At 67.8% G+C, this 18,192-nt stretch carries 17 protein-coding genes; 9 read left to right on the plus strand and 8 right to left on the minus strand.

What is annotated here, in order from left to right; translation table 11 throughout:
• Window positions 1-79 precede the first annotated feature (79 nt).
• From EPO41_RS26775 to EPO41_RS26790, 4 genes are read right to left on the minus strand one after another with little or no spacing between them, the layout of a single operon-like run.
• Window positions 80-463 carry a VOC family protein gene (locus EPO41_RS26775; RefSeq protein WP_296332064.1) on the minus strand — a complete coding sequence of 128 codons (384 nt, stop codon included), beginning with the start codon at window positions 461-463 and terminating at the stop codon, window positions 80-82.
• A 21-nt stretch (window positions 464-484) separates the two neighbouring features.
• Window positions 485-1,468 (minus strand): tripartite tricarboxylate transporter substrate-binding protein, encoded by a 984-nt coding sequence (locus EPO41_RS26780; RefSeq protein ID WP_296332065.1) that lies wholly within the window; start codon window positions 1,466-1,468, stop codon window positions 485-487.
• Window positions 1,469-1,472: 4 nt separating this feature from the next.
• On the minus strand, window positions 1,473-2,795 hold the full coding sequence (locus tag EPO41_RS26785; protein WP_296332067.1) for an LLM class flavin-dependent oxidoreductase: 1,323 nt from the start codon (window positions 2,793-2,795) through the stop codon (window positions 1,473-1,475).
• A 4-nt stretch (window positions 2,796-2,799) separates the two neighbouring features.
• The gene (locus tag EPO41_RS26790; RefSeq protein WP_296332069.1) at window positions 2,800-6,381 is read right to left on the minus strand and encodes an ABC transporter ATP-binding protein; all 3,582 of its coding nucleotides are present in this window, start codon (window positions 6,379-6,381) and stop codon (window positions 2,800-2,802) included.
• 71 nt (window positions 6,382-6,452) lie between these two features.
• Between EPO41_RS26790 and EPO41_RS26795 the strand changes: the two genes are divergently transcribed.
• The 7 genes from EPO41_RS26795 (at window position 6,453) to EPO41_RS26825 (ending at window position 13,556) form a co-directional block, all read left to right on the plus strand.
• Window positions 6,453-7,340, plus strand: coding sequence for a LysR family transcriptional regulator (locus EPO41_RS26795; RefSeq protein WP_296332071.1), 888 nt, complete (start codon window positions 6,453-6,455; stop codon window positions 7,338-7,340).
• Between the two features lie 154 nt (window positions 7,341-7,494).
• Entirely contained in the window at window positions 7,495-8,670 is a 1,176-nt protein-coding gene (locus EPO41_RS26800) for a serine hydrolase domain-containing protein (protein WP_296332073.1), read from the plus strand.
• A 30-nt stretch (window positions 8,671-8,700) separates the two neighbouring features.
• Window positions 8,701-9,891 (plus strand): substrate-binding domain-containing protein, encoded by a 1,191-nt coding sequence (locus tag EPO41_RS26805; RefSeq protein ID WP_296332075.1) that lies wholly within the window; start codon window positions 8,701-8,703, stop codon window positions 9,889-9,891.
• 37 nt (window positions 9,892-9,928) lie between these two features.
• On the plus strand, window positions 9,929-10,708 hold the full coding sequence (locus EPO41_RS26810) for an ABC transporter ATP-binding protein (RefSeq protein ID WP_296332076.1): 780 nt from the start codon (window positions 9,929-9,931) through the stop codon (window positions 10,706-10,708).
• 77 nt (window positions 10,709-10,785) lie between these two features.
• On the plus strand, window positions 10,786-11,511 hold the full coding sequence (locus tag EPO41_RS26815; protein WP_296332077.1) for an ABC transporter ATP-binding protein: 726 nt from the start codon (window positions 10,786-10,788) through the stop codon (window positions 11,509-11,511).
• A gap of 10 nt (window positions 11,512-11,521) precedes the next feature.
• Entirely contained in the window at window positions 11,522-12,496 is a 975-nt protein-coding gene (locus EPO41_RS26820) for a branched-chain amino acid ABC transporter permease (RefSeq protein ID WP_296332079.1), read from the plus strand.
• Window positions 12,497-12,500: 4 nt separating this feature from the next.
• Window positions 12,501-13,556, plus strand: coding sequence for a branched-chain amino acid ABC transporter permease (locus EPO41_RS26825; protein WP_296332081.1), 1,056 nt, complete (start codon window positions 12,501-12,503; stop codon window positions 13,554-13,556).
• Here EPO41_RS26825 and EPO41_RS26830 read toward each other — a convergent pair.
• From EPO41_RS26830 to EPO41_RS26845, 4 genes are all read right to left on the minus strand, one after another.
• On the minus strand, window positions 13,553-13,948 hold the full coding sequence (locus tag EPO41_RS26830; RefSeq protein WP_296332082.1) for a DUF1398 family protein: 396 nt from the start codon (window positions 13,946-13,948) through the stop codon (window positions 13,553-13,555). The two genes, EPO41_RS26825 and EPO41_RS26830, sit on opposite strands and share 4 nt — an antisense overlap.
• A gap of 9 nt (window positions 13,949-13,957) precedes the next feature.
• The gene (locus tag EPO41_RS26835; protein ID WP_296332084.1) at window positions 13,958-14,404 is read right to left on the minus strand and encodes a MarR family transcriptional regulator; all 447 of its coding nucleotides are present in this window, start codon (window positions 14,402-14,404) and stop codon (window positions 13,958-13,960) included.
• An 84-nt stretch (window positions 14,405-14,488) separates the two neighbouring features.
• Window positions 14,489-15,562, minus strand: coding sequence for a TauD/TfdA family dioxygenase (locus EPO41_RS26840; RefSeq protein ID WP_296332085.1), 1,074 nt, complete (start codon window positions 15,560-15,562; stop codon window positions 14,489-14,491).
• A 92-nt stretch (window positions 15,563-15,654) separates the two neighbouring features.
• A complete protein-coding gene (locus tag EPO41_RS26845) occupies window positions 15,655-16,134 on the minus strand; it encodes a GNAT family N-acetyltransferase (RefSeq protein WP_296332086.1) in 480 nt (159 codons plus the stop codon).
• A gap of 48 nt (window positions 16,135-16,182) precedes the next feature.
• Here EPO41_RS26845 and EPO41_RS26850 point away from each other — a divergent pair, with 48 nt between their 5' ends.
• Entirely contained in the window at window positions 16,183-17,331 is a 1,149-nt protein-coding gene (locus tag EPO41_RS26850; RefSeq protein ID WP_296332087.1) for an iron-containing alcohol dehydrogenase, read from the plus strand.
• A 1-nt stretch (window position 17,332) separates the two neighbouring features.
• The gene (locus EPO41_RS26855; protein WP_296332088.1) at window positions 17,333-18,109 is read left to right on the plus strand and encodes an SDR family oxidoreductase; all 777 of its coding nucleotides are present in this window, start codon (window positions 17,333-17,335) and stop codon (window positions 18,107-18,109) included.
• Window positions 18,110-18,192: the final 83 nt, after the last annotated feature.

Below are 18,192 nucleotides of genomic sequence, written 5' to 3' on the forward strand. Positions count from 1 at the left end.
AGACCTTCAGTGGTTCTGTCATGAGTTACTCCTGAAGAACCTCGATTGGGTGCCCGTATGCCCGGCATGTCAAGCCGGGCTAGGGCTTGCGGTGGCAGACCACGCAGATCTTGTTGCCGTCGAGGTCGCGGAGATACGCACCGTAATAGTTGGGATGATAGTGGGCGCGAAGGCCCGGTGCGCCCTCGTCCTTGCCGCCCGCAGCCAGTGCCGCCTCGTGCGCTGCATCGACGGCGCTGCGGTCGGGCGCCTCGAGGCCGATCGTGATGCCGTTCCCCACCGAGGCAGCCCTCTTGTCGATCGGGCTCACGATCCAGAGCTGCGGCCGCCCGCCCGCCGGCCCGTAGCCGACCGCATGCGGATAATCCATGTGGCGCACCAGCCCGAGCGGCTGCAGGAGCGCATCGTAGAAGGGCTTGGCCCTGCCCACATCGTTGCTGCCGATCGTCACGTGGCTGAACATGGGGCGCTTCTCCCGAAAACGTCAGTTGTTGGGCTTGAGGCCGAGCTGCTCGATAGAAGCTTGCCACTTTCTGAGGTGAGCCTCCAGCCGAGCCGCGGCCTGTTCCGGCGTCGATGTCTCGATTTCGAGGCCGAGTTGCGAGAGTTGGGCGGCAAGTTCGGAGGAGGCGAGTGCGCTCGCAAGCGCCCTGTTCCACGCTTCGATCAACGGTGGTGCCGTGCCGGATCGGGCGAAGAATCCATACCATTCTTCCAGGTTCAGCACAGAGGAGCCCGCCTCCGCAGCCGTCGGGACATCGGGTGCCACCACCGCGCGCCTGGTTCCCGATACGGCCAGCAGACGGATCCGTCCGCCTCGGCTGGCCACGAGCAGGGATGTCAGCGCGCCGACAGCGGCCGGTATCCTGCCCTCGGCGAGATCGTTCACCATTGCGGCCGAGCCGCGGAACGACATGCCTTCCATGGGCACGCCGAACGAGCGGCTGAGCAGCTTCGAATAGAGGCTCATCGCTGCGTCGGTCGCCGTCGCGCCGATGCGCCGACGGCCCGGCTCTTCGGACTTCAGCCACGCCATGTATTCCGGGATCGTCGTGACCCCGATGCGCGGCGACACGGCCAGTGCCTGGATGAACGTGCCGGCGGTCGTGATCGGCGCGAGATCGGTCAGGGGATCGAACGGGTAGGACGGCAGGAACAGCTTGGCGACCATCGACGAGGTCGGCATGAAGGCGACCGTCGTGCCGTCGGCCGGCGAATGCTTCAGCGCCTCTCCGGCCGCGGCGCCCGTCCCGCCCGGCCGGTTCTCGACCATGACGCGACGGCCCACGCGCTGTTCGAGGGCTGCTGCGATGGCGCGCGCCATGACGTCCGAGCCGCCGCCGGCGGCGAAGCCCACCACGATGCGCAAGGGCCGGTCGGGAAGGGAGTCCTGGGCGCGCGCGATCGCCGGTGCCGCGAGCGCGGTGGCGAGAAAGGATCGACGCGGTAACGAACTGGGTACGCTCACCCCGTCAGGATGACGCGGTGGCCGGCCGCGGCAAGCCGAAATTGTCGCGCAGCGTGGCGCCTTCATAGCGGGTGCGGAAGAGCCCGCGCTTCTGGAGGATGGGCACCACCTCGGCCACGAACACGTCGAGCATCGAGGGCAGCAGGGGTGGCATGAGGTTGAAACCGTCGGCGGCGCCGTCGTCGAACCAGTCTTCGATGAGATCGGCGATCTGTTCGGGCGTGCCTGCCGTGGTGTAGTGGCCGCGGGCGCCCGCCAGGTAGGCGAGCAGCTGGCGCAGCGTGAACTTCTCGCGACGGACGAGGCCCACGATCACCTCGGTGCGGCTGCGCGCGGCCTGGACCGTGCCGGGATCGGGAAAGTCCTCCGCCGTCAGCGGCCTGTCGAGCGGCAGGTGCGAGAAATCATGCCCGCCGAATCGGCCGCTCAAGCGCTTGCGCCCGACTTCCGGATCGGTGAGGTCGTTCAGGTCTTTCGCAAGGCGCTTCGCTTCGGCTTCGGTCGAGGCGATCACCGGGCTGAGGCCGGGCAGGATCAGGACCTGTTCGGGAGGACGTCCCTCCGCGGCCGCCAGCCTCTTGAGATCGGCGTAGAATTCCTGCGCGGTGCTCTTCTCCATCTGGGCGGTGAACACCGCCTCGGCATGACGCGCGGCGAAGCGGCGGCCGGTGTCGGACGAACCCGCCTGCACGAAGACCGGCCGCCCCTGCGGGCCGCGCGGCATGTTGAGCGGGCCGGCGACGCTATAGTACTTGCCCTCATGGTTGATCGGCCGGATGCGATCGGCGCGCGCATAGTGGCCGCTCGAGCGGTCGTCGAGTACGGCGTCGTCGGCCCAGCTGTCCCACAGCGCCTTCGCGACCTGCACGAACTCCTCGCCGCGCTCGTAGCGCTCGTCGTGGCTCACCAGGCCCGTGCCGCCGAAGTTGCGGGCCGCGGGGGCGAGCCACGAGGTCACGATGTTCCAGCCGACCCTGCCGCCGCTGATATGGTCCAGAGAGCCGAATTGCCGCGCGAGGTTGAACGGCTCCGAATAGGTGGTCGAGGCCGTGGCGATGAGGCCGATGCACTGCGTCGAGCCGGCGATGGCGGCCAGTGCCGTGATCGGCTCCAGCCAGGTGCTGGCGGCATGCGCCACGGTGTCGGCCAAGGCGAGCTGGTCGGCCAGGAAGATCGAGTCGAAGAGGCCGGCCTCGGCGCGGCGGGCGAGGTCGCGGAAATACTCGATGTCGGTCAGCGGCAGGGCTGAGGAGTCGGGATGCCGCCACGAGGCCTCGTGGTGGCCACGGCTCTGGATGAAGAGATTGAGGTGGAGCTGTCGCTGCATCCCCTCACTGTGCAGCCGGCGCGTAGACCGACGCAAGCTGGCGCGACACGAGTCGGGCATAGAGGCCGCCGCGCGAAACCAGCGACGCATGCGTACCGCTTTCCGCCACGCGGCCCTCATCGAGCACCACGATCAGGTCGGCATCACGCACGGTCGAAAGACGGTGAGCGATCACGATGGTCGTGCGATCGGCCTTCAGAACGTCGAGCGCGCGGCGTACCGCCTGCTCGTTCACTGCGTCGAGATGCGAGGTCGCTTCGTCGAGGATCAGGATCGGCGCGTCCTTCAGGAAGGCGCGCGCGATGGCCACCCGCTGGCGCTGGCCGCCGCTCAGGCTGGTGCCGCGTTCGCCGACCGGCGAGTCCAGGCCCTGCGGCAGTGTCGCGACCAGCTCGCCCAGCGACGCATGATCGATGGCGGCCAGCAACTCGGCTTCCGTCGCCTCGGGGCGTGCGATCAGAATGTTGGCGCGCAGTGTGTCGTTGAACAGGTACGTGTCCTGCGCCACGAGCGCTACGAGGCCGCGCAGCTCGTCGAGCTTGTAGTCGCGCAGGTCCGCGCCGTTCAGGGTGATGCGGCCCGAGTCGGGATCCCAGAAGCGCATCAGGAGCTGAGCCGTCGTGGTCTTGCCCGCGCCCGACGTGCCGACCAGTGCCACCGTCTTGCCGGCGGGGATGGCGAAGCTCACGTCGGACAAGGCGCGCCGCGTCTGTCCGGGGTAGGTGAAGTTCACCTGCTCGAGCGCGAGTGCTGCGGCGCCCCGTGCGGCTGGCACGCCTCGGCCGTCGCGCACGGGAATCGGCTCGTTGGCCAGTGCGTAGACGCGCCGCGTCGCGCCGAGCGTATCGGCAAGCTGGCGGCCGATCTGCGCGATCTCCGAGACCGGCAGGAAGGCCGACATGGCGAGGATCGTCATCAGCGGCAGCAGGCCCGGATCGAGCGCACCGCGCGAGGCGAGGATCGCGCCGACAACGACGATGGCGAGGCCGCCCAGCCCGGTCAGCACTTCGAGGATCGCGTGCTGCATCGTGAGTTCGCTGAAGAAGGGCAGGCGCAGCGCGATGTGACGCTGCGACAGCTCGTCGAGCTTGTCGCCGCGCGCGCGTTCCTGCTGGTTGGCGACGATCTCGCCCAACCCCTGCACCGAGTCGACGGCGAAGGCGCCGAGCTCGCCGGCCGCCTCGCGCGCCTGGCTGCCGAGGCGGTCGACCCGCTTGCGCATCAGGAACGGGCTCAGGCCCACGGCCAGCAGGAACGGCACCAGCGTCAACGCCAGCCAGCCGCTCGTCGTGGCCAGCGCGATCACCACGGCGGCGGGGATGAGGATCGCGACGAAGGCCGGCGCCACCGTGTGGGCGAAGAAATACTCGACCAGCTCGATGTCGTGCGTCGCCAGCGCCATGAGGTCGCCGGTGCGGCGGCGCGTGAGATAGGCCGGGGCCAGCGCGTCGAGTTTGCGGAAGGCGTCGATGCGCATCTCGGCCAGCAGGCGGAACGCCATGTCGTGGGCCAGCCAGGATTCGAACCAGTGCAGGATGCCCGAGACCGGCGCCAGGATGGCGAGCGCAATCGCGAGGCCGCCATAGGGCTGGTGGTTCTTGAGCGCGAGCACGATCAGCGCCGAGAGCACGCCGATGCCGATGAAGGAGACGACGCGCGCCACACCCAGCATGAAGGTGGCGGTGAGCTTGCCCTTCCACGGCATGATGACCTTCATCAGCGCCACCACGACCTGGTACCAGGTGAGGCCCTCGGCCTTGATGATGCCTTCGGTGACGGGCTTCACCGCGCCGCCCGAGGTGCTGGCGATCGTCTCGGCGCGCTGCGGCGCCGCAAGAGCGTCGAGCGTGGCGCCGGCCTGCTGTTCGCGCGCCTGTTCGGCCATGAGCTGCGCATAGACGCCGCCCCGGCCCATCAGCGCGGCGTGCTTGCCTTCCTCGGCGACATGGCCGCAGTCGAGGACGAGGATGCGGTCGCAATCGATGACGCTCGACAGGCGATGCGCGAGGATGAGCGTCGTGCGGCCCTGCATCAGCCGGTCGAGCGCTTCCTGGATCACCGCCTCGTTCTCGGCATCGACGGCGGAGAGAGCCTCGTCGAGCACCAGGATCGGCGTGTCGCGCAGCAGCGCGCGGGCGATGGCGACCCGCTGGCGCTGGCCGCCCGAGAGCTTGATGCCCTTCTCGCCGATGATGGTGGCGTAGCCCTGCGGCAGGCTTTCGATGAAGTCGTGGATGTTGGCGGCCCGCGCCGCCTCCTCCATCTCTTCACGGGACGCGCCCGGCCGGCCGAGGCGGATATTCTCCTCGACCGTGCCGTGGAACAGGAACGTGTCCTGGTTCACCACCGAGATCAGCGAACGGATCTGCGCGAAGGAGAGCGTGCGCAGGTCGTGGCCGCCCAGCAGGATGCGGCCCTGGTCCGGGTCGTAGAAACGCAGCAGCAGGCGCACGATCGACGACTTGCCGCCACCCGAGGAGCCGACGAGGCCCAGCCGCTCGCCGGCGGCCGCCTTGAAGTTCAGCCGTTCGTGCACGGTGCGGCGCGTGCCGGGATAGGCGAAGCGCACATCCTCGAAGGCGATGGTGGGCGCCAGCAGCCCGTCGAGCCGGGCCGGTGCCGGGTCGATCACCGACGGCGTGTCGTCGAGGATGCGGTAGATGCCCTGCGCTGCCGAGAGGCCGACCATGCCCTGGTGCAGCACCGAGCGCAGTTCGCGCATCGGCCGGAAGATCTCGATGCCCAGCATCAGGATGACCAGCAGTGCGGTGAGCGTCATCGCACCGGACTCCACGCGCGACGCACCGTAGATCAGCGCCGCCGCCGCGCCGCCCGCGATCGCGGTGTCGGTGATGCCGCGTGCCAGCGAGTTGGTGCCCAGCACCCACATGGTGCGGCGGAACAGATCGCGCGCCTCGACTTCGAGCTTGTCGGCGCGCGCCTTGCCCTGGCCGAACGCCTTCAGGGTCGCCAGACCCTGGATCGAATCAAGGAACTCGGCGGCGAACGACTTGTAGGCGGTCATGCGCGCGATCGAGGCGCGCACGTCCCATTTGTGCCAGAGAGCCGGTGCGAACAGCGCGACCAGCGCGAAGCCCAGCATGACCAGCGCCACCGGCAGGTCGATGAAGGAGATGACCGCAAAGATCAGCAGCGGCGTCAGCAGCGCGATCAGAAACTGCGGCAGGAACTGGCCGAAATAGGTTTCGAGCTGCTCGACGCCGTCGATCATGGAGAGCGTGAGTCCGCCCGAGCGCTGGCGGCCGACCGTCGCGGGCCCGAGCGAGGCCACCTTGTCGTAGAGCGTCCGGCGCAGCACCTTCTGGACCCGCGCGGCCGTCTCGTGCGCCAGCACGGCGCGCCAGTGCTCGGCCACGCCGCGCAGCACCATCACCAGGGCGATTAGCAGGATCGGCAGCACGAGTTCCTGCAACGGGCGTCCGACGAAGATCTGGCCGATCAGCCATCCCAGCAGGCCGAGCCGCGCGATGCCGAAGCCCACGCCCAGGAGGCCGACGGCCACGGTGGCGGCGATGCGGGCACGCACGCCCTTGGTGAAGACGAGGAGGCGGGGTTCGATGTGCATGAGGCGATGCTAGGGCGAACACCCGTATTCGTCAGTCCACAATTCGGAAAGGCGCCTGTACAATTCTGAACATGGACAAGAACTGGGACGATCTCCGCATCTTCCTCGCCCTGGCGCGCGGCGGCACGCTGACGATGGCGGCGAAGGCGCTGGGCGTCAGCCACCCGACGGTCTCGCGCCGCGTGCAGGCGCTGGAGAAGCAGATCGGCGCGCGCCTGTTCGACCGTCTGCCCGACCGCTTCGTGCCCACCGGTGCGGGCGAGGAGCTGCTGGCCGATACCGAGGCGATGGAGAAGGCGGCGCAGTCGATCCATCGCCGCAGCGCCGGCCTCAGCGACACGGTGAGCGGCACGGTGCGCCTGTCGGCGGAGGAGGCCACGGCGGCGCTGATCGCCCGCTACTCGGCCGAGCTTCGGAGCAAGTTGCGCCAGATCGAGTTCGAGGTCGTCTCGAGCCATACGCTGGCCAACCTGTCGCGCCGCGAGGCCGACCTCCTGATCCGCGAGCAGGTGCCCGAGCTGGGCGGCATCGTCGCCCGCAAGCTGGGACGGCTGGCCTACGCGGTCTATGCCGCGCGCGATTTTCCGGTGAAGAAGTCCTCACCGGCCGCGTTGGCAGCGCTGCCATGGGTGGGCTTCGACGACGACCATCTCCGCATGCAGGGTCAGAGCTGGCTGCTGGCCCTTCGCGGCGGCCGTCGTCCCGAGATCCGCGGCAACAACTGGCTGGTGCTGCACGAGGCCGCCCGCACCGGCGCCGGCCTCGCGGTTCTGCCCTGTCATCTCGCCGATCCCGATCCGCTTCTGCGCCGGATCGGCGGCATCATCCCCGACGTCTTCGCCGACCAGTGGCTGCTGGTCCATCGGGACCTCAGGGCGCTACCGCGCGTGCGTGCCGTCATGGACGCAGTGATCGACCTCTTCCAACGCGAGCGGCCTCTGCTCGAAGGAAGGTCATGACGCTGGGGGCGCGCAGTGGCGCGCCCCCAGCGACGTATGCTTTTGGCAACGAGTACCGGGAGAAAACGTCATGAAAAGGGTTGCTGTAGCTGCTGTCGGGTTCGCCTTGCTTGTAACGGCTGGATCGGCAAATGCCCAGGAGTGGGTGTTGCCGATGGCGGCGAAGCCTGAGGATGTCGGGCTTTCCTCCACTCAGTTGAAGCGACTCGAAGCGGTGACGCAGAAGCACGTCGACGATGGCCTCGTGCCGGGCGCGGTCATGCTCGTGGCGCGGCGCGGCAAGGTCGCCTGGGTGTCGACGCTCGGCAAGCGCGATCCGGCGGCGTCGCCCGATCCGATGAAGGCCGATTCGATCTTCCGCATCTATTCGATGACCAAGCCGATCGTCAGTGTCGCGGTCATGCAGATGGTGGAGGAGGGGCGCCTGCAGGTCGGCGACCCGGTGTCCAAGTTCCTCCCCGAGATCGGCAAGATGAAGGTCGCGCAGGAGAAGGTCGGCGCCGACGGCACGCACTCGCTGTTGCTGTCCGATGCGGAGCGGCCGATGACGGTGCAGGACCTGCTGCGGCACACGTCCGGCCTGATCTACGGTGGCCGCGGCTCATCGCTGGTGAACCAGGCCTACGTCGCTGCCAAGATCGGCGACCGGTCGATGAGCAACCAGGAGCTCGTCACCAGACTCTCGACCCTGCCGCTGCGCTTCTCGCCCGGCGCACGGTGGGAGTATGGCGTCTCGACCGACGTGCTGGGGCGCCTCGTCGAGGTGATCGACGGCAAGTCTCTGGGCGAGTCGCTGTCGGAACGCGTCTTCAAGCCGCTCGGCATGGTCGATACGCAGTTCCAGGTTCCGGCCGCCAAGGTCGCGCGAGCCGCCCAGCCCGGGCCGCGACCCGGTGGTCAGCCGATGACGCCGCGTTTCAAGGTCGATGACGGCGCGAAGTACGAATCCGGCGGCGGTGGGCTCACCTCCACGATGGCGGACTACCTGCGCTTTGCCGCCATGCTGGCCAACGGCGGGGAGCTGAATGGCAAGCGCCTGATCGGCAAGCAGACCCTGGCCTTCATGACGGCCGACCATACCGGCGCGCGGCCGGGTCGCCCACCGGGCCTGGGCTTTGGCCTGGGCTTCGAAGTCAGGACGATGACCGGCGAGGCGGCCCTGCCGGGCTCGGTCGGAGAATATGGTTGGGCCGGCAATGCCGGGACGCTCTTCTGGGTCGACCCGAAGAACGAACTGACGGCAATTTACATGGTGCAGGTGAGCGATCCCGACCGGGTGGCGCTGCGGAATCAATTCCGCACGATGGTGCAAGCCGCGATCATGGATTAGAAGGACCTCCTCCAGGGAGGGAGATAGTTCATGATCCGTCGTTCGTTTCTGGCATTGTCCGGCCTGCTTCTGGCCGGCCCGGCCGCGGCCCAGCAGCCGCCGCTCAAGGTGGCGCTGATCTACAGCAAGACCGGTCCGCTCGAAGCCTATGCGCGGCAGACCGAGGCCGGCTTCATGCTGGGCCTGGAATACGCCACCAAGGGCACGATGGAAGTCGATGGCCGCAAGATCCAGGTCATCCTGAAGGACGACCAGTTCAAGCCGGACCTGGCCAAGGCCGCGCTGGAACAGGCCTATGGCGACGACAAGGTCGACATTGCCGTCGGCACCACCGGTTCGGCGGGCGCGCTCGCCATGCTGCCGGTTGCCGAGGAATACAAGAAGCTGCTGATCGTCGAGCCCGCCGTGGCCGACCAGATCACCGGCGAAAAGTGGAACCGCTACATCTTCCGCACCGGGCGCAACTCGACCCAGGACGCGCTGGCTTCCGCCGCGACCCTGAAGGACGAGAACATCAGCATCGCCACGCTGGCCCAGGACTATGCCTTCGGCAAGGACGGCGTCGCAGCGGTGAAGGCCGCCCTCGCCGCCGTCGGCTCCAAGGCCAAGATCGTGCACGAGGAATATGCCCCGCAGGCGACGACCGATTTCACCGCCTCGGCGCAGCGCATCTTCGACGCGCTGAAGGACAAGCCCGGCCGTAAGGTGGTGGTCGTGGTGTGGGCCGGCGCCCATCCGCTGCCGAAGCTGATGGACCTCAAGCCCGAGCGCTTCGGCATCGAGATGGCGCCGGGCGGCAACCTCTTGCCGGTGATGGCCGGCTGGAAGCAGTTCCCCGGCCTCGAGGGCGCGATCTACTACTACTGGGGCTTCCCCAAGAACCCGGTGAACGACTGGCTGGTCGCCGAATACAAGAAGAAGAACAACGGCGTGCCGCCGGACTTCTTCGTGGCGGGCGGCATGAGCGCCGCCATCGCGCTGGTCGAGGCGGTGAAGAAGGCCAAGTCCACCGACAGCGAGAAGCTGATCGCGGCGATGGAGGGCATGAGCTTCGAGACGCCCAAGGGCACGATGACCTTCCGCAAGGAAGACCACCAGGCCCTGCAGGAGATGTATCACTGGCGCATGAAGAAGGACGCGCCGGACAATGTCGACCTGCTCGAACTGGTGCGCGTGATCCCGGCGAGCGAGATGACGCTGCCGATCAAGAACAAGCGTTAAGAGTCATTGGAGCGCGCCCCTGGAGTGGCGCGCTCCTGTGAATGCGATGCTCGAGACCAAAGACCTCACCATCCGCTTCGGCGGACACGCGGCCGTCGACGGGGTGTCGTGCGCCTTCGGCAAGGGCACGCTCACCTCGATCGTGGGCCCGAACGGCGCGGGCAAGACGACCTACTTCAACCTGATTTCCGGGCAGCTGCCGGCCACCTCCGGCCGGGTCACGCTGAACGGCGAGGACATCACGGGACTCGCGGCGCCGCGCCGGACGCGGCTCGGCCTGGGGCGTGCCTTCCAGCTCACCAACCTCTTTCCCAACCTCAGCACGCTCGAGAACGTGCGGCTGGCGGTGCAGGTGAAGAGCGGCAAGGGCTACGACCTGTTCAGCCGGACCCTGACGCATCGCGAGCTGATCGACCGGGCGATGGCGCATCTCGCCGCCGTGTCGCTGGCCGACCGCGCCCAGGCGATCGCAGCGACCCTGCCGCACGGCGACCAGCGCAAGCTCGAGGTCGCGATCCTGCTGGCGCTCGAGCCCGACGTCTTCATGTTCGACGAGCCGACGGCCGGCATGAGCATCGACGAGGTCCCGACGATCCTCGACATCATCGCCGCCATCAAGCAGCGCGGCGACAAGACGATCCTGCTGGTCGAGCACAAGATGGACGTGGTGCGCTCGCTCTCCGACCGCATCGTCGTGCTGCATCAGGGCAAGCTGGTGGCCGACGGCAAGCCCGCCGAGGTCATCAATTCCGACATCGTGCGCGAGGCGTATCTGGGCTCGAGTTCCTCTCCCCCGCTAGGGGGAGAGGCTAGGTGAGGGGGCGTCGATGATCGTGCGCAACCCCCTCACCCAACCTCTCCCCCTAGCGGGGGAGAGGAGGAAGATGGCTGGCAATGGCTGAACCTCTCCTCTCCCTGCGCGGCGTGCAGACCAACATCGGCCGCTACCACATCCTGCACGGCGTCGAATTCGACGTGGCCGAGGGCGGTCTCACCATGCTGCTCGGGCGCAACGGGGCCGGGAAGACCACGACCTTGCGCACCATCATGGGCATGTGGCGGGCGGCGGCGGGCGAGATCCGCTTCGACGGGCGCGACATCACGCATCTGGCCACGCCCGACATCGCGCGGCTGGGGATCGCCTACGTACCGGAGAGCATGGCGATCTTCGCCGACCTGACGGTGCAGGAGAACCTCGTGCTGGCCGCGCGGTCGGGGCCGCCGGACCAGAAGCGGCTCGACTGGATCTTTGCGCGCTTCGAGGCGCTGAAGCGGTTCTGGACCCTGCCGGCGGGACACCTGTCGGGCGGACAGAAGCAGATGCTGGCGGTGGCGCGCGCCATCATCGAGCCGCGCCGACTGCTGCTGATCGACGAGCCGACCAAGGGCCTGGCGCCGGCCATCATCGCCAACATGATCGACGCCTTCCGCGAGCTGAAGGACGGCGAGTCGACCCTGCTGGTGGTCGAACAGAATTTCGCATTCGCCCGTCAGCTGGGCGACACGGTCGCGGTGATGGACGACGGCAGGGTGGCCCACCAGGGAAGCATGGCGGCCTTTGCCGCGGACTCCGCGCTGCAGCAGCACCTGCTCGGCCTCGGCATGGATACGCACCAATGAAACGCGCCCTATGAAACGTGATTGGCTCCCTCTGCTGCTGATCCCGGCGCTGATGATCGGCGCGCTGCCGCTGATCGGCTCGCCGGCGAGCTGGGTGACGCTCACCGTCGCGGGCCTCGCGATGGGGCTGATGATCTTCATCATGGCCTCTGGCCTCACGCTCACCTTCGGCCTGATGGACGTGCTGAACTTCGGCCACGGCGCCTTCATCGCGGTGGGTGCCTTCGTGGCCGCCAGCGTCATGCTGGCGCTGGCGCCGTGGATGACCGCCGATTCGATCTGGCTCAACCTCGCGGCCATCGGCCCCGCCGTGCTGGCGGCCATGGTCGTGAGCGGCGTGCTGGGGCTTGGCTTCGAGCGGATCATCGTGCGGCCGGTCTACGGCCAGCACCTGAAGCAGATCCTGGTGACGACCGGCGGGCTGATCGTGGCCGAGCAGCTCCTCAAGGTGATCTGGGGACCGGACCAGATCACGCTCAGCCGGCCGACGGCACTGCGCGGCGCCTTCCTGTTCGGCGACGTGGCGATCGAGAAGTATCGTGTCCTGGCCGTCGTGGTCGGGCTGGTCGTGTTCGCCGCCCTGGCGCTGACGCTGAACCGCACCCGGCTCGGCCTGCTGATCCGGGCCGGCGTCGAGAACGGCGAGATGGTCGAGGCATTGGGCTATCGCATCCGCCGCCTGTTCGTCGGCGTGTTCGTCGTCGGCTCGGCGCTGGCGGGCCTCGGCGGCGCCATGTGGGGCCTCTACCAGGAGACGGTGACCGCGGCGATCGGCGCCCAGGTCGCCGTGCTGGTGTTCATCGTCATCATCATCGGCGGGCTGGGCTCGGTCGGCGGCTGCTTCGTCGGCGCTCTCCTGGTGGGACTGACGGCCAACTACATCGGCTTCCTCGCGCCCAAGGTGGCGCTGGGCTCCAACATCCTGCTGATGGCGATGGTCCTGCTGTGGCGGCCGCAGGGCCTCTACCCCGTGGCGAAGAGGTAGGGCCATGCTGCGCTCGATCCTGTCCGACGACCTGCCGAAGAGCCGCTGGCTGGCGCTGGCGCTGGTCGCCATCCTGGTCGGACTCGCGGTGGCGCCGTTCCTGTTCCCCGGCGCCAAATCGCTGAACGTCGCGGCCAAGATCTGCGTCTTCATCGTGCTGGCCGCCTCGTTCGACCTGCTGCTGGGCTATACCGGCATCGTCTCCTTCGCCCACACCATGTTCTTCGGCATCGGCGCCTACGGCGTCGCCATCTCGCTCACACGCATGGGGGCCGGGTGGGACGCGGTCGCCGTCGGCGTCGTCGCCGGGCTCGTGGTCGCCATCGTGCTGGCCACGGTGATCGGCCTGTTCAGCCTGCGCGTGCGCACGATCTTCTTCGCGATGATCACGCTGGCGGTCGCCAGCGCCTTCGCGATCCTGGCCTCGCAGCTCTCCGACCTGACGGGCGGCGAGGACGGGCTGAACTACCGGCTGCCGGCAGCCCTGCGTGCCTCCTTCTCGTTCGGCGACACGCTGTTCGGGGTCCGCCTCAACGGACGGCTGCTCGACTACTACCTCGTCTACGCCGCGTCGCTGGCGCTGATCCTGGTGCTGCTGCGCATCGTGAACTCGCCGTTCGGCAGCGTGCTGATGGCGATCCGCGAGAACCCGTTCCGGGCCGAGGCGATCGGCTACCGCACCGTGGTCTACCGCACGATCGCGAGCTGCATCGCCGCCGCCACGGCAGCGCTGGCGGGCGCGCTGCTGGCCCTGTGGTCCAGCCAGACCAATCCCGACACCACGCTGAGCTTCGACATCATGGTCGACATCCTGCTGATGGTGGTGATCGGCGGCATGGGCACGATGTACGGCGCCGTGATCGGCGCGGTGCTGCTGGTCTTCGCCCAGAACTACCTGCAGGACCTGCTGGCGATCGCCAACAAGGCACTGGCCGGCGTGCCGCTGCTGGCGAACCTGTTCCATCCCGACCGCTGGCTGCTGTGGCTGGGCGTGGCCTTCATCCTCTGCGTCTACTTCTTCCCGGCGGGCATCGTCGGCCGGCTGCGCCAGAAGCGCTAGGCGGCGGCCGGCGGGAAGGGCTCGACATAGGTCTCCGCGCCGCGGCCGTAATAGACGGCGCGCTTTCCCTGCATCGACACGAGGTAGCCGACGCAGCCCGCCTCCGTGATCTGGCGGCAGAAGGTCAGATACTTCGTTCGGCCGGCCTGGATCGAGCGGATCGCGGCGAGGACGCCGTCGGCCGCGAAGGAGTCGGCAGGCCGTGTGCCGAGCGCCTCGCAGGTCACGCGATGGGAGCGGCCGTCCGGCATGAAGTAGGTGGATTCCCCGCGCACCAGGTCGACGTGATAGCGCTCGACACCGGCCGCGATCAGGCGTCCGACAACCTCGCCGAAGGTGATGCGCTCCTCGTGCGAGGCCCTGGTGCAGTCCTCGATGACGGCGATGTTCATGGGGCGGTCCTATTCGGTGGGAATGGTCTTGAGATCGTGCCGGCGCACGATGTCCCGGAGTGTCTTTTCCAGGATGGCTCGCTCGTCGGGTGTCAGGTGGCCGAAGAACTCCGCGTCGTTGCGGTCGGCCAGCGCCGATAGCGCCGGCACCAGCTCCCGTCCCGCCGCGGTCAGCGCCAGCGTCTGCTGCCGCCGGTCCTCAGTAGAGGCCGTGCGCTCGATCTGGTCCTTGGCGATCAGCCGGTCGGCCAGCTTGGAGATGGCGCCCCGGGTCATGCCCAGCCGGTCGGCGAGGGCGCTGGGCGGGACGTGGTCGCCGTCGAACAGGTCGCGCAGGACGACCCATTCGGCCACCGTCACGCCGCGCGCCTGCAGCTTGAGGCTGAAGGAATGCGAGACATGGTTGGACACGAAGCGCAGCCAGTAGCCGAGATGAGTTTCGAGATCGGAAGTCATTTGTTGACTAGGAAACTAAATAAAAGCGGTTTCCTAGTCAACTACTCATCGCTGGGGCGCGCCACTCCTGTGGCGCGCCCCCAGCTAGAGTTCGATCTGGCGGATGCCGCCGCGCGGGCGGCCGGCTTCGATTTCCTGCCACAGGATTTCATGTCCGTGGGGCAGGGGCCGATTGTTGCGCATGGTGAGCCAGAGGCGCAGCAGCAGGCGGTCGTGGCCGCTCGTGGCGTCATCCTCGAACGGCGTGCGGCCGTGATAGGTGACGTGGCTGTTGATGAGCTGCAGGTCGCCGGGCTCGAGCGTCATCTCGAAGCAGAGTTCCTCGGCAGTCTGCATCAGCACGTCGATCGCCTCGCGCTGGGCGTCGGTGAGCTTCGGGACGCCGGGGGCCATCTGCGCCGCCTCGATGAAGGTCAGCGAATAGTGGGACGTGAACTTGCCGTCGCGCAGGCCGAAGATCGGCAGCGGATAGGCGGTCTCGCGCGTCGTCGCCTCGCCGTCCTTCTTGGTGCCCTCCTCGCCGAACCGGCTGCGCCAGTAATCCTGGAACAGCAGTTCGAGCAGGTCGGGCCGGCGCTCCAGCATCGCGTTGTGGATGGCGGGCGTCGACGCGAGCTTGCTGACGCCGCCGGCGCGCGCCTGGCGTACGCATAGAAGGGTCACGACGTCGGTGCGGTCGGTGTGGAAGCGCAACGCGCCGTTGGTGAGGGTGCGGGCATAGGAGGAGAGGAAGGTCGAGCCCTTCTCGTCCTTGGTCTCGCCGTAGGTGCGGCCGACATGGGCGCCCTCGTCGCGGATGGCGCGCATCAGCTCGCCGCTGCGGTTCTGAAACACCGGCGTGCCGACATGCGTGCCGATGGCGAAGTAGAGACGGCGAAGGTCCTCCTCGCTGTAGCGGTCGACCGGAATGCCGCGCAGCTTCACGATGCCGCTGCCATTCTCCAGCTCGTCGGCGATGTCGTCGAACAGCTCGTCCAGCGTCGGCAGGTGGAAGTCGCCGCGCGTGATCTCCGACCATTCCATGCCGCGCAGGCCCTTGAGGGCGGCGTCGAGCTCATCGACGCCATCGGGCGTCAGGGTGCGAATCCAGCGCGTGGAATTCTTGATGTCCTGGCCATGCCAGACGGACGGACCGGTGAGGGGGGTGCGGCTGCTCATGCCTCTCAGATTAGCAGACCGGAGCCCCGGTTGCTCAACGGTCAATCGGTCGCGTCGTTGGCGCGCGGGCAGGGATAATTCCCGGTCTCCGATCAGGGCAGCGGCTTGCGCATGTTGATCGAGGTCGGATGGTCGAAGCCTGGATGGGCCTCCCGCGACGTCTCGCGGTAGCCGAGCGCCTGGAACAGGCGCTGGTTGCCGGCGAGGACGACGCGTACACCCAGGCGGACGCCGGGGAGGCCGCGACGGCGTGCCTCGGCCTCGACCGCATCGACCAACTGCTTCGCGAGGCCTTGGCCGCGCGCCGAAGGCATGACGGAGAGCCGGCCGAAATAGAGATCGCCTTCCTGCTCTTCAACGAGCACGCAGCCCAGCATCTCGCCATTCCGCTCCGCGACGATCGCGCCGGCGCCCCTGGTGAGTTCGGCAGCGATGCCGTCGGCGGTCTCCCGGAAGGCGCCGGATTCCGGGTTGAGCTTGCCACGATACTGCTCGAAGGAGGCCGCGATCACGTGGGCGATCGCGGCGGCATCGCCGGCGGTCCCGGCGCGCAGGATGAGGGTGTCGCTCATGCGCAGGTTCTCGCGTAGGCTCGGCGCAAAATCGAGAGGAAAGAGTACATGGCCCTGATCACCTACCTGACCCGTATCCAGTTCGACTTCGGCGCGCTGAAGCTGCTCGAGTCCGAGCTGCAGCTGATGGGCATGCGCCGCCCCCTGATCGTCACCGACAAGGGCGTCATCGCGGCCGGCCTGTGGGCCAAGGTCAAGGAGCAGCTGCCCGGCAACATGCCGATCACGATCTACGACGAGACGCCGGAGAATCCGACGGAAGCGGCCATGCGCGACGCGCTCAAGGTCTACAAGGAGGAGGGCTGCGACGGCATCATCGCCATCGGCGGCGGCTCGCCCATGGATCTTGCCAAGGCCGTCGCGCTGATGGCGACACATCCCGGCCCGTCGCTGCAGGCTTATTCGTTCGTCGAGGGCGGGGCGGGCAAGATCACGGCGGCGGTGGCGCCCATGGTCGCGATTCCCACAACGTCGGGCACCGGCAGCGAGGTGAGCCGCGGCGGCGTCATCATCATGGATTCCGGGCGAAAGCTGGCGATCGGCAGTCCGTACCTCATTCCGCGGCTGGCGCTGATCGATCCCGAACTCACGATGAGCCTGCCGCCGCATCTCACGGCCGGTACCGGAATGGACGCCTTCACCCACAATATCGAATGCTACCTCGCCAACGTCTTCAACCCGCCGGCCGATGCGATCGCACTCGATGGTTTGGAAAAGGCCTGGACGTACGTCGAACGCGCGACGAAGGACGGGCAGGATCGCGAGGCCCGCTACAATATGGCGGTGGCCGCCATGGAGGGTGCCATGGTGTTCCAGAAAGGGCTGGGTGCCGTGCACGCACTCTCGCATCCGACCGGCGGACTCAAGGGTTATCGCCTGCATCACGGCACCTTGAACGCGATCTATCTGCCGGCGGTGCTGCGCTTCAACGAACCGGCGGTGGGCGACAAGTTCAAGCGGGTGGCGCAGGTGATGGGCCTGCCCGAAAGCGAGGCCAGCGCCGACGGCGTGGCCAACGCGGTGTCGGCGCTCAACGAGCGGCTCGGCATCCCGAAGGGCCTTGGGGCGGCGGGGCTGGCGCAGGACACGATCGAGAAGATCGCCGAGGGCGCGATGGGCGACCATTGCCACCTCTCGACGCCGCGCCAGCCGACCAAGGCGCAGTACATCGATCTGATCGAGCAATCGTGGGGCTGACATGAAGGTCAAGGGCAAGGTCTGCGTCGTCACTGGCGCGGCGGGCGGCATCGGCGAGGCGATCGCGCGGCGCTTTGCGAAGGAAGGCGCCAAGGGGCTGGTCGTGGCCGACCGGGATGCCGAACGGCTCGAGAAGGTCGCGAGCGACATTGGTGCCCTCGCGGTGGCGGGTGACATCGGCCAGGAGTCCGAGGTGAAGCGTCTCATCGCCGAAGCAGAGAAGAAGTATGGTGAGATCGACATCTTCTTCTCCAATGCCGGCATCGGCCGCGGCGGTCATGAGGATGCAACCGACAAGGATTGGGCCGATTCCTGGGCGATCCACGTCATGGCGCACGTCTACGCCGCGCGGGCGCTGGTGCCGCAGATGCTGAAGCGCGGCGAGGGCTATCTGCTGAACACCGCGAGTGCGGCCGGCCTGCTGGCCTCGATGGGCTCAGCGCCCTACGGCGTCACCAAGAACGCCGCCGTGGCGCTGGCCGAGCATCTTTCCATCCAGTACGGCGACCGCGGCATCCGGGTCTCGGTGCTGTGCCCGCAGGCCGTCGATACCAATATGCTGCGCATGGCCGGCGCGACGGCGGCTTCCGTCGACGGCGTGATCAACACCGACGCGGTGGCGCAGACGGTGATCGAGGCGATGGACGAGGAGCGCTTCCTGATCCTGCCGCATCCCGAGGTGAAGGAATATATGGTGCGCAAGCTCGACCGCGACCGCTGGCTGCGCGGCATGCGCCGCCTGCGCGACAAGACCGGAGAAGGGCAGGCAAGGCGCTAGTCGGCTTGTGTTGTTGACGACTCTTTCGCCATCGTCGACACTCCGGCCATCATGATGCGACTTACGACGCTTCGAGTTATTCG

It is taken from the genome of Reyranella sp. (genome assembly GCF_004297265.1).
GTDB lineage: Bacteria > Pseudomonadota > Alphaproteobacteria > Reyranellales > Reyranellaceae > Reyranella.

What these genes read in the sequence shown, in the direction of transcription:
- EPO41_RS26775 (WP_296332064.1), bottom strand. Translation starts at nt 463, where the DNA reads ATGTTCAGCCACGTGACGATCGGCAGCAACGATGTGGGCAGGGCCAAG.
- EPO41_RS26815 (WP_296332077.1), top strand. Translation starts at nt 10,786, where the DNA reads ATGGCTGAACCTCTCCTCTCCCTGCGCGGCGTGCAGACCAACATCGGC.
- EPO41_RS26785 (WP_296332067.1), bottom strand. Translation starts at nt 2,795, where the DNA reads ATGCAGCGACAGCTCCACCTCAATCTCTTCATCCAGAGCCGTGGCCAC.
- EPO41_RS26790 (WP_296332069.1), bottom strand. Translation starts at nt 6,381, where the DNA reads ATGCACATCGAACCCCGCCTCCTCGTCTTCACCAAGGGCGTGCGTGCC.
- EPO41_RS26820 (WP_296332079.1), top strand. Translation starts at nt 11,522, where the DNA reads ATGAAACGTGATTGGCTCCCTCTGCTGCTGATCCCGGCGCTGATGATC.
- EPO41_RS26800 (WP_296332073.1), top strand. Translation starts at nt 7,495, where the DNA reads ATGGCGGCGAAGCCTGAGGATGTCGGGCTTTCCTCCACTCAGTTGAAG.
- EPO41_RS26850 (WP_296332087.1), top strand. Translation starts at nt 16,183, where the DNA reads ATGGCCCTGATCACCTACCTGACCCGTATCCAGTTCGACTTCGGCGCG.
- EPO41_RS26830 (WP_296332082.1), bottom strand. Translation starts at nt 13,948, where the DNA reads ATGAACATCGCCGTCATCGAGGACTGCACCAGGGCCTCGCACGAGGAG.
- EPO41_RS26795 (WP_296332071.1), top strand. Translation starts at nt 6,453, where the DNA reads ATGGACAAGAACTGGGACGATCTCCGCATCTTCCTCGCCCTGGCGCGC.
- EPO41_RS26825 (WP_296332081.1), top strand. Translation starts at nt 12,501, where the DNA reads ATGCTGCGCTCGATCCTGTCCGACGACCTGCCGAAGAGCCGCTGGCTG.
- EPO41_RS26840 (WP_296332085.1), bottom strand. Translation starts at nt 15,562, where the DNA reads ATGAGCAGCCGCACCCCCCTCACCGGTCCGTCCGTCTGGCATGGCCAG.
- EPO41_RS26835 (WP_296332084.1), bottom strand. Translation starts at nt 14,404, where the DNA reads ATGACTTCCGATCTCGAAACTCATCTCGGCTACTGGCTGCGCTTCGTG.
- EPO41_RS26855 (WP_296332088.1), top strand. Translation starts at nt 17,333, where the DNA reads ATGAAGGTCAAGGGCAAGGTCTGCGTCGTCACTGGCGCGGCGGGCGGC.
- EPO41_RS26845 (WP_296332086.1), bottom strand. Translation starts at nt 16,134, where the DNA reads ATGAGCGACACCCTCATCCTGCGCGCCGGGACCGCCGGCGATGCCGCC.
- EPO41_RS26805 (WP_296332075.1), top strand. Translation starts at nt 8,701, where the DNA reads ATGATCCGTCGTTCGTTTCTGGCATTGTCCGGCCTGCTTCTGGCCGGC.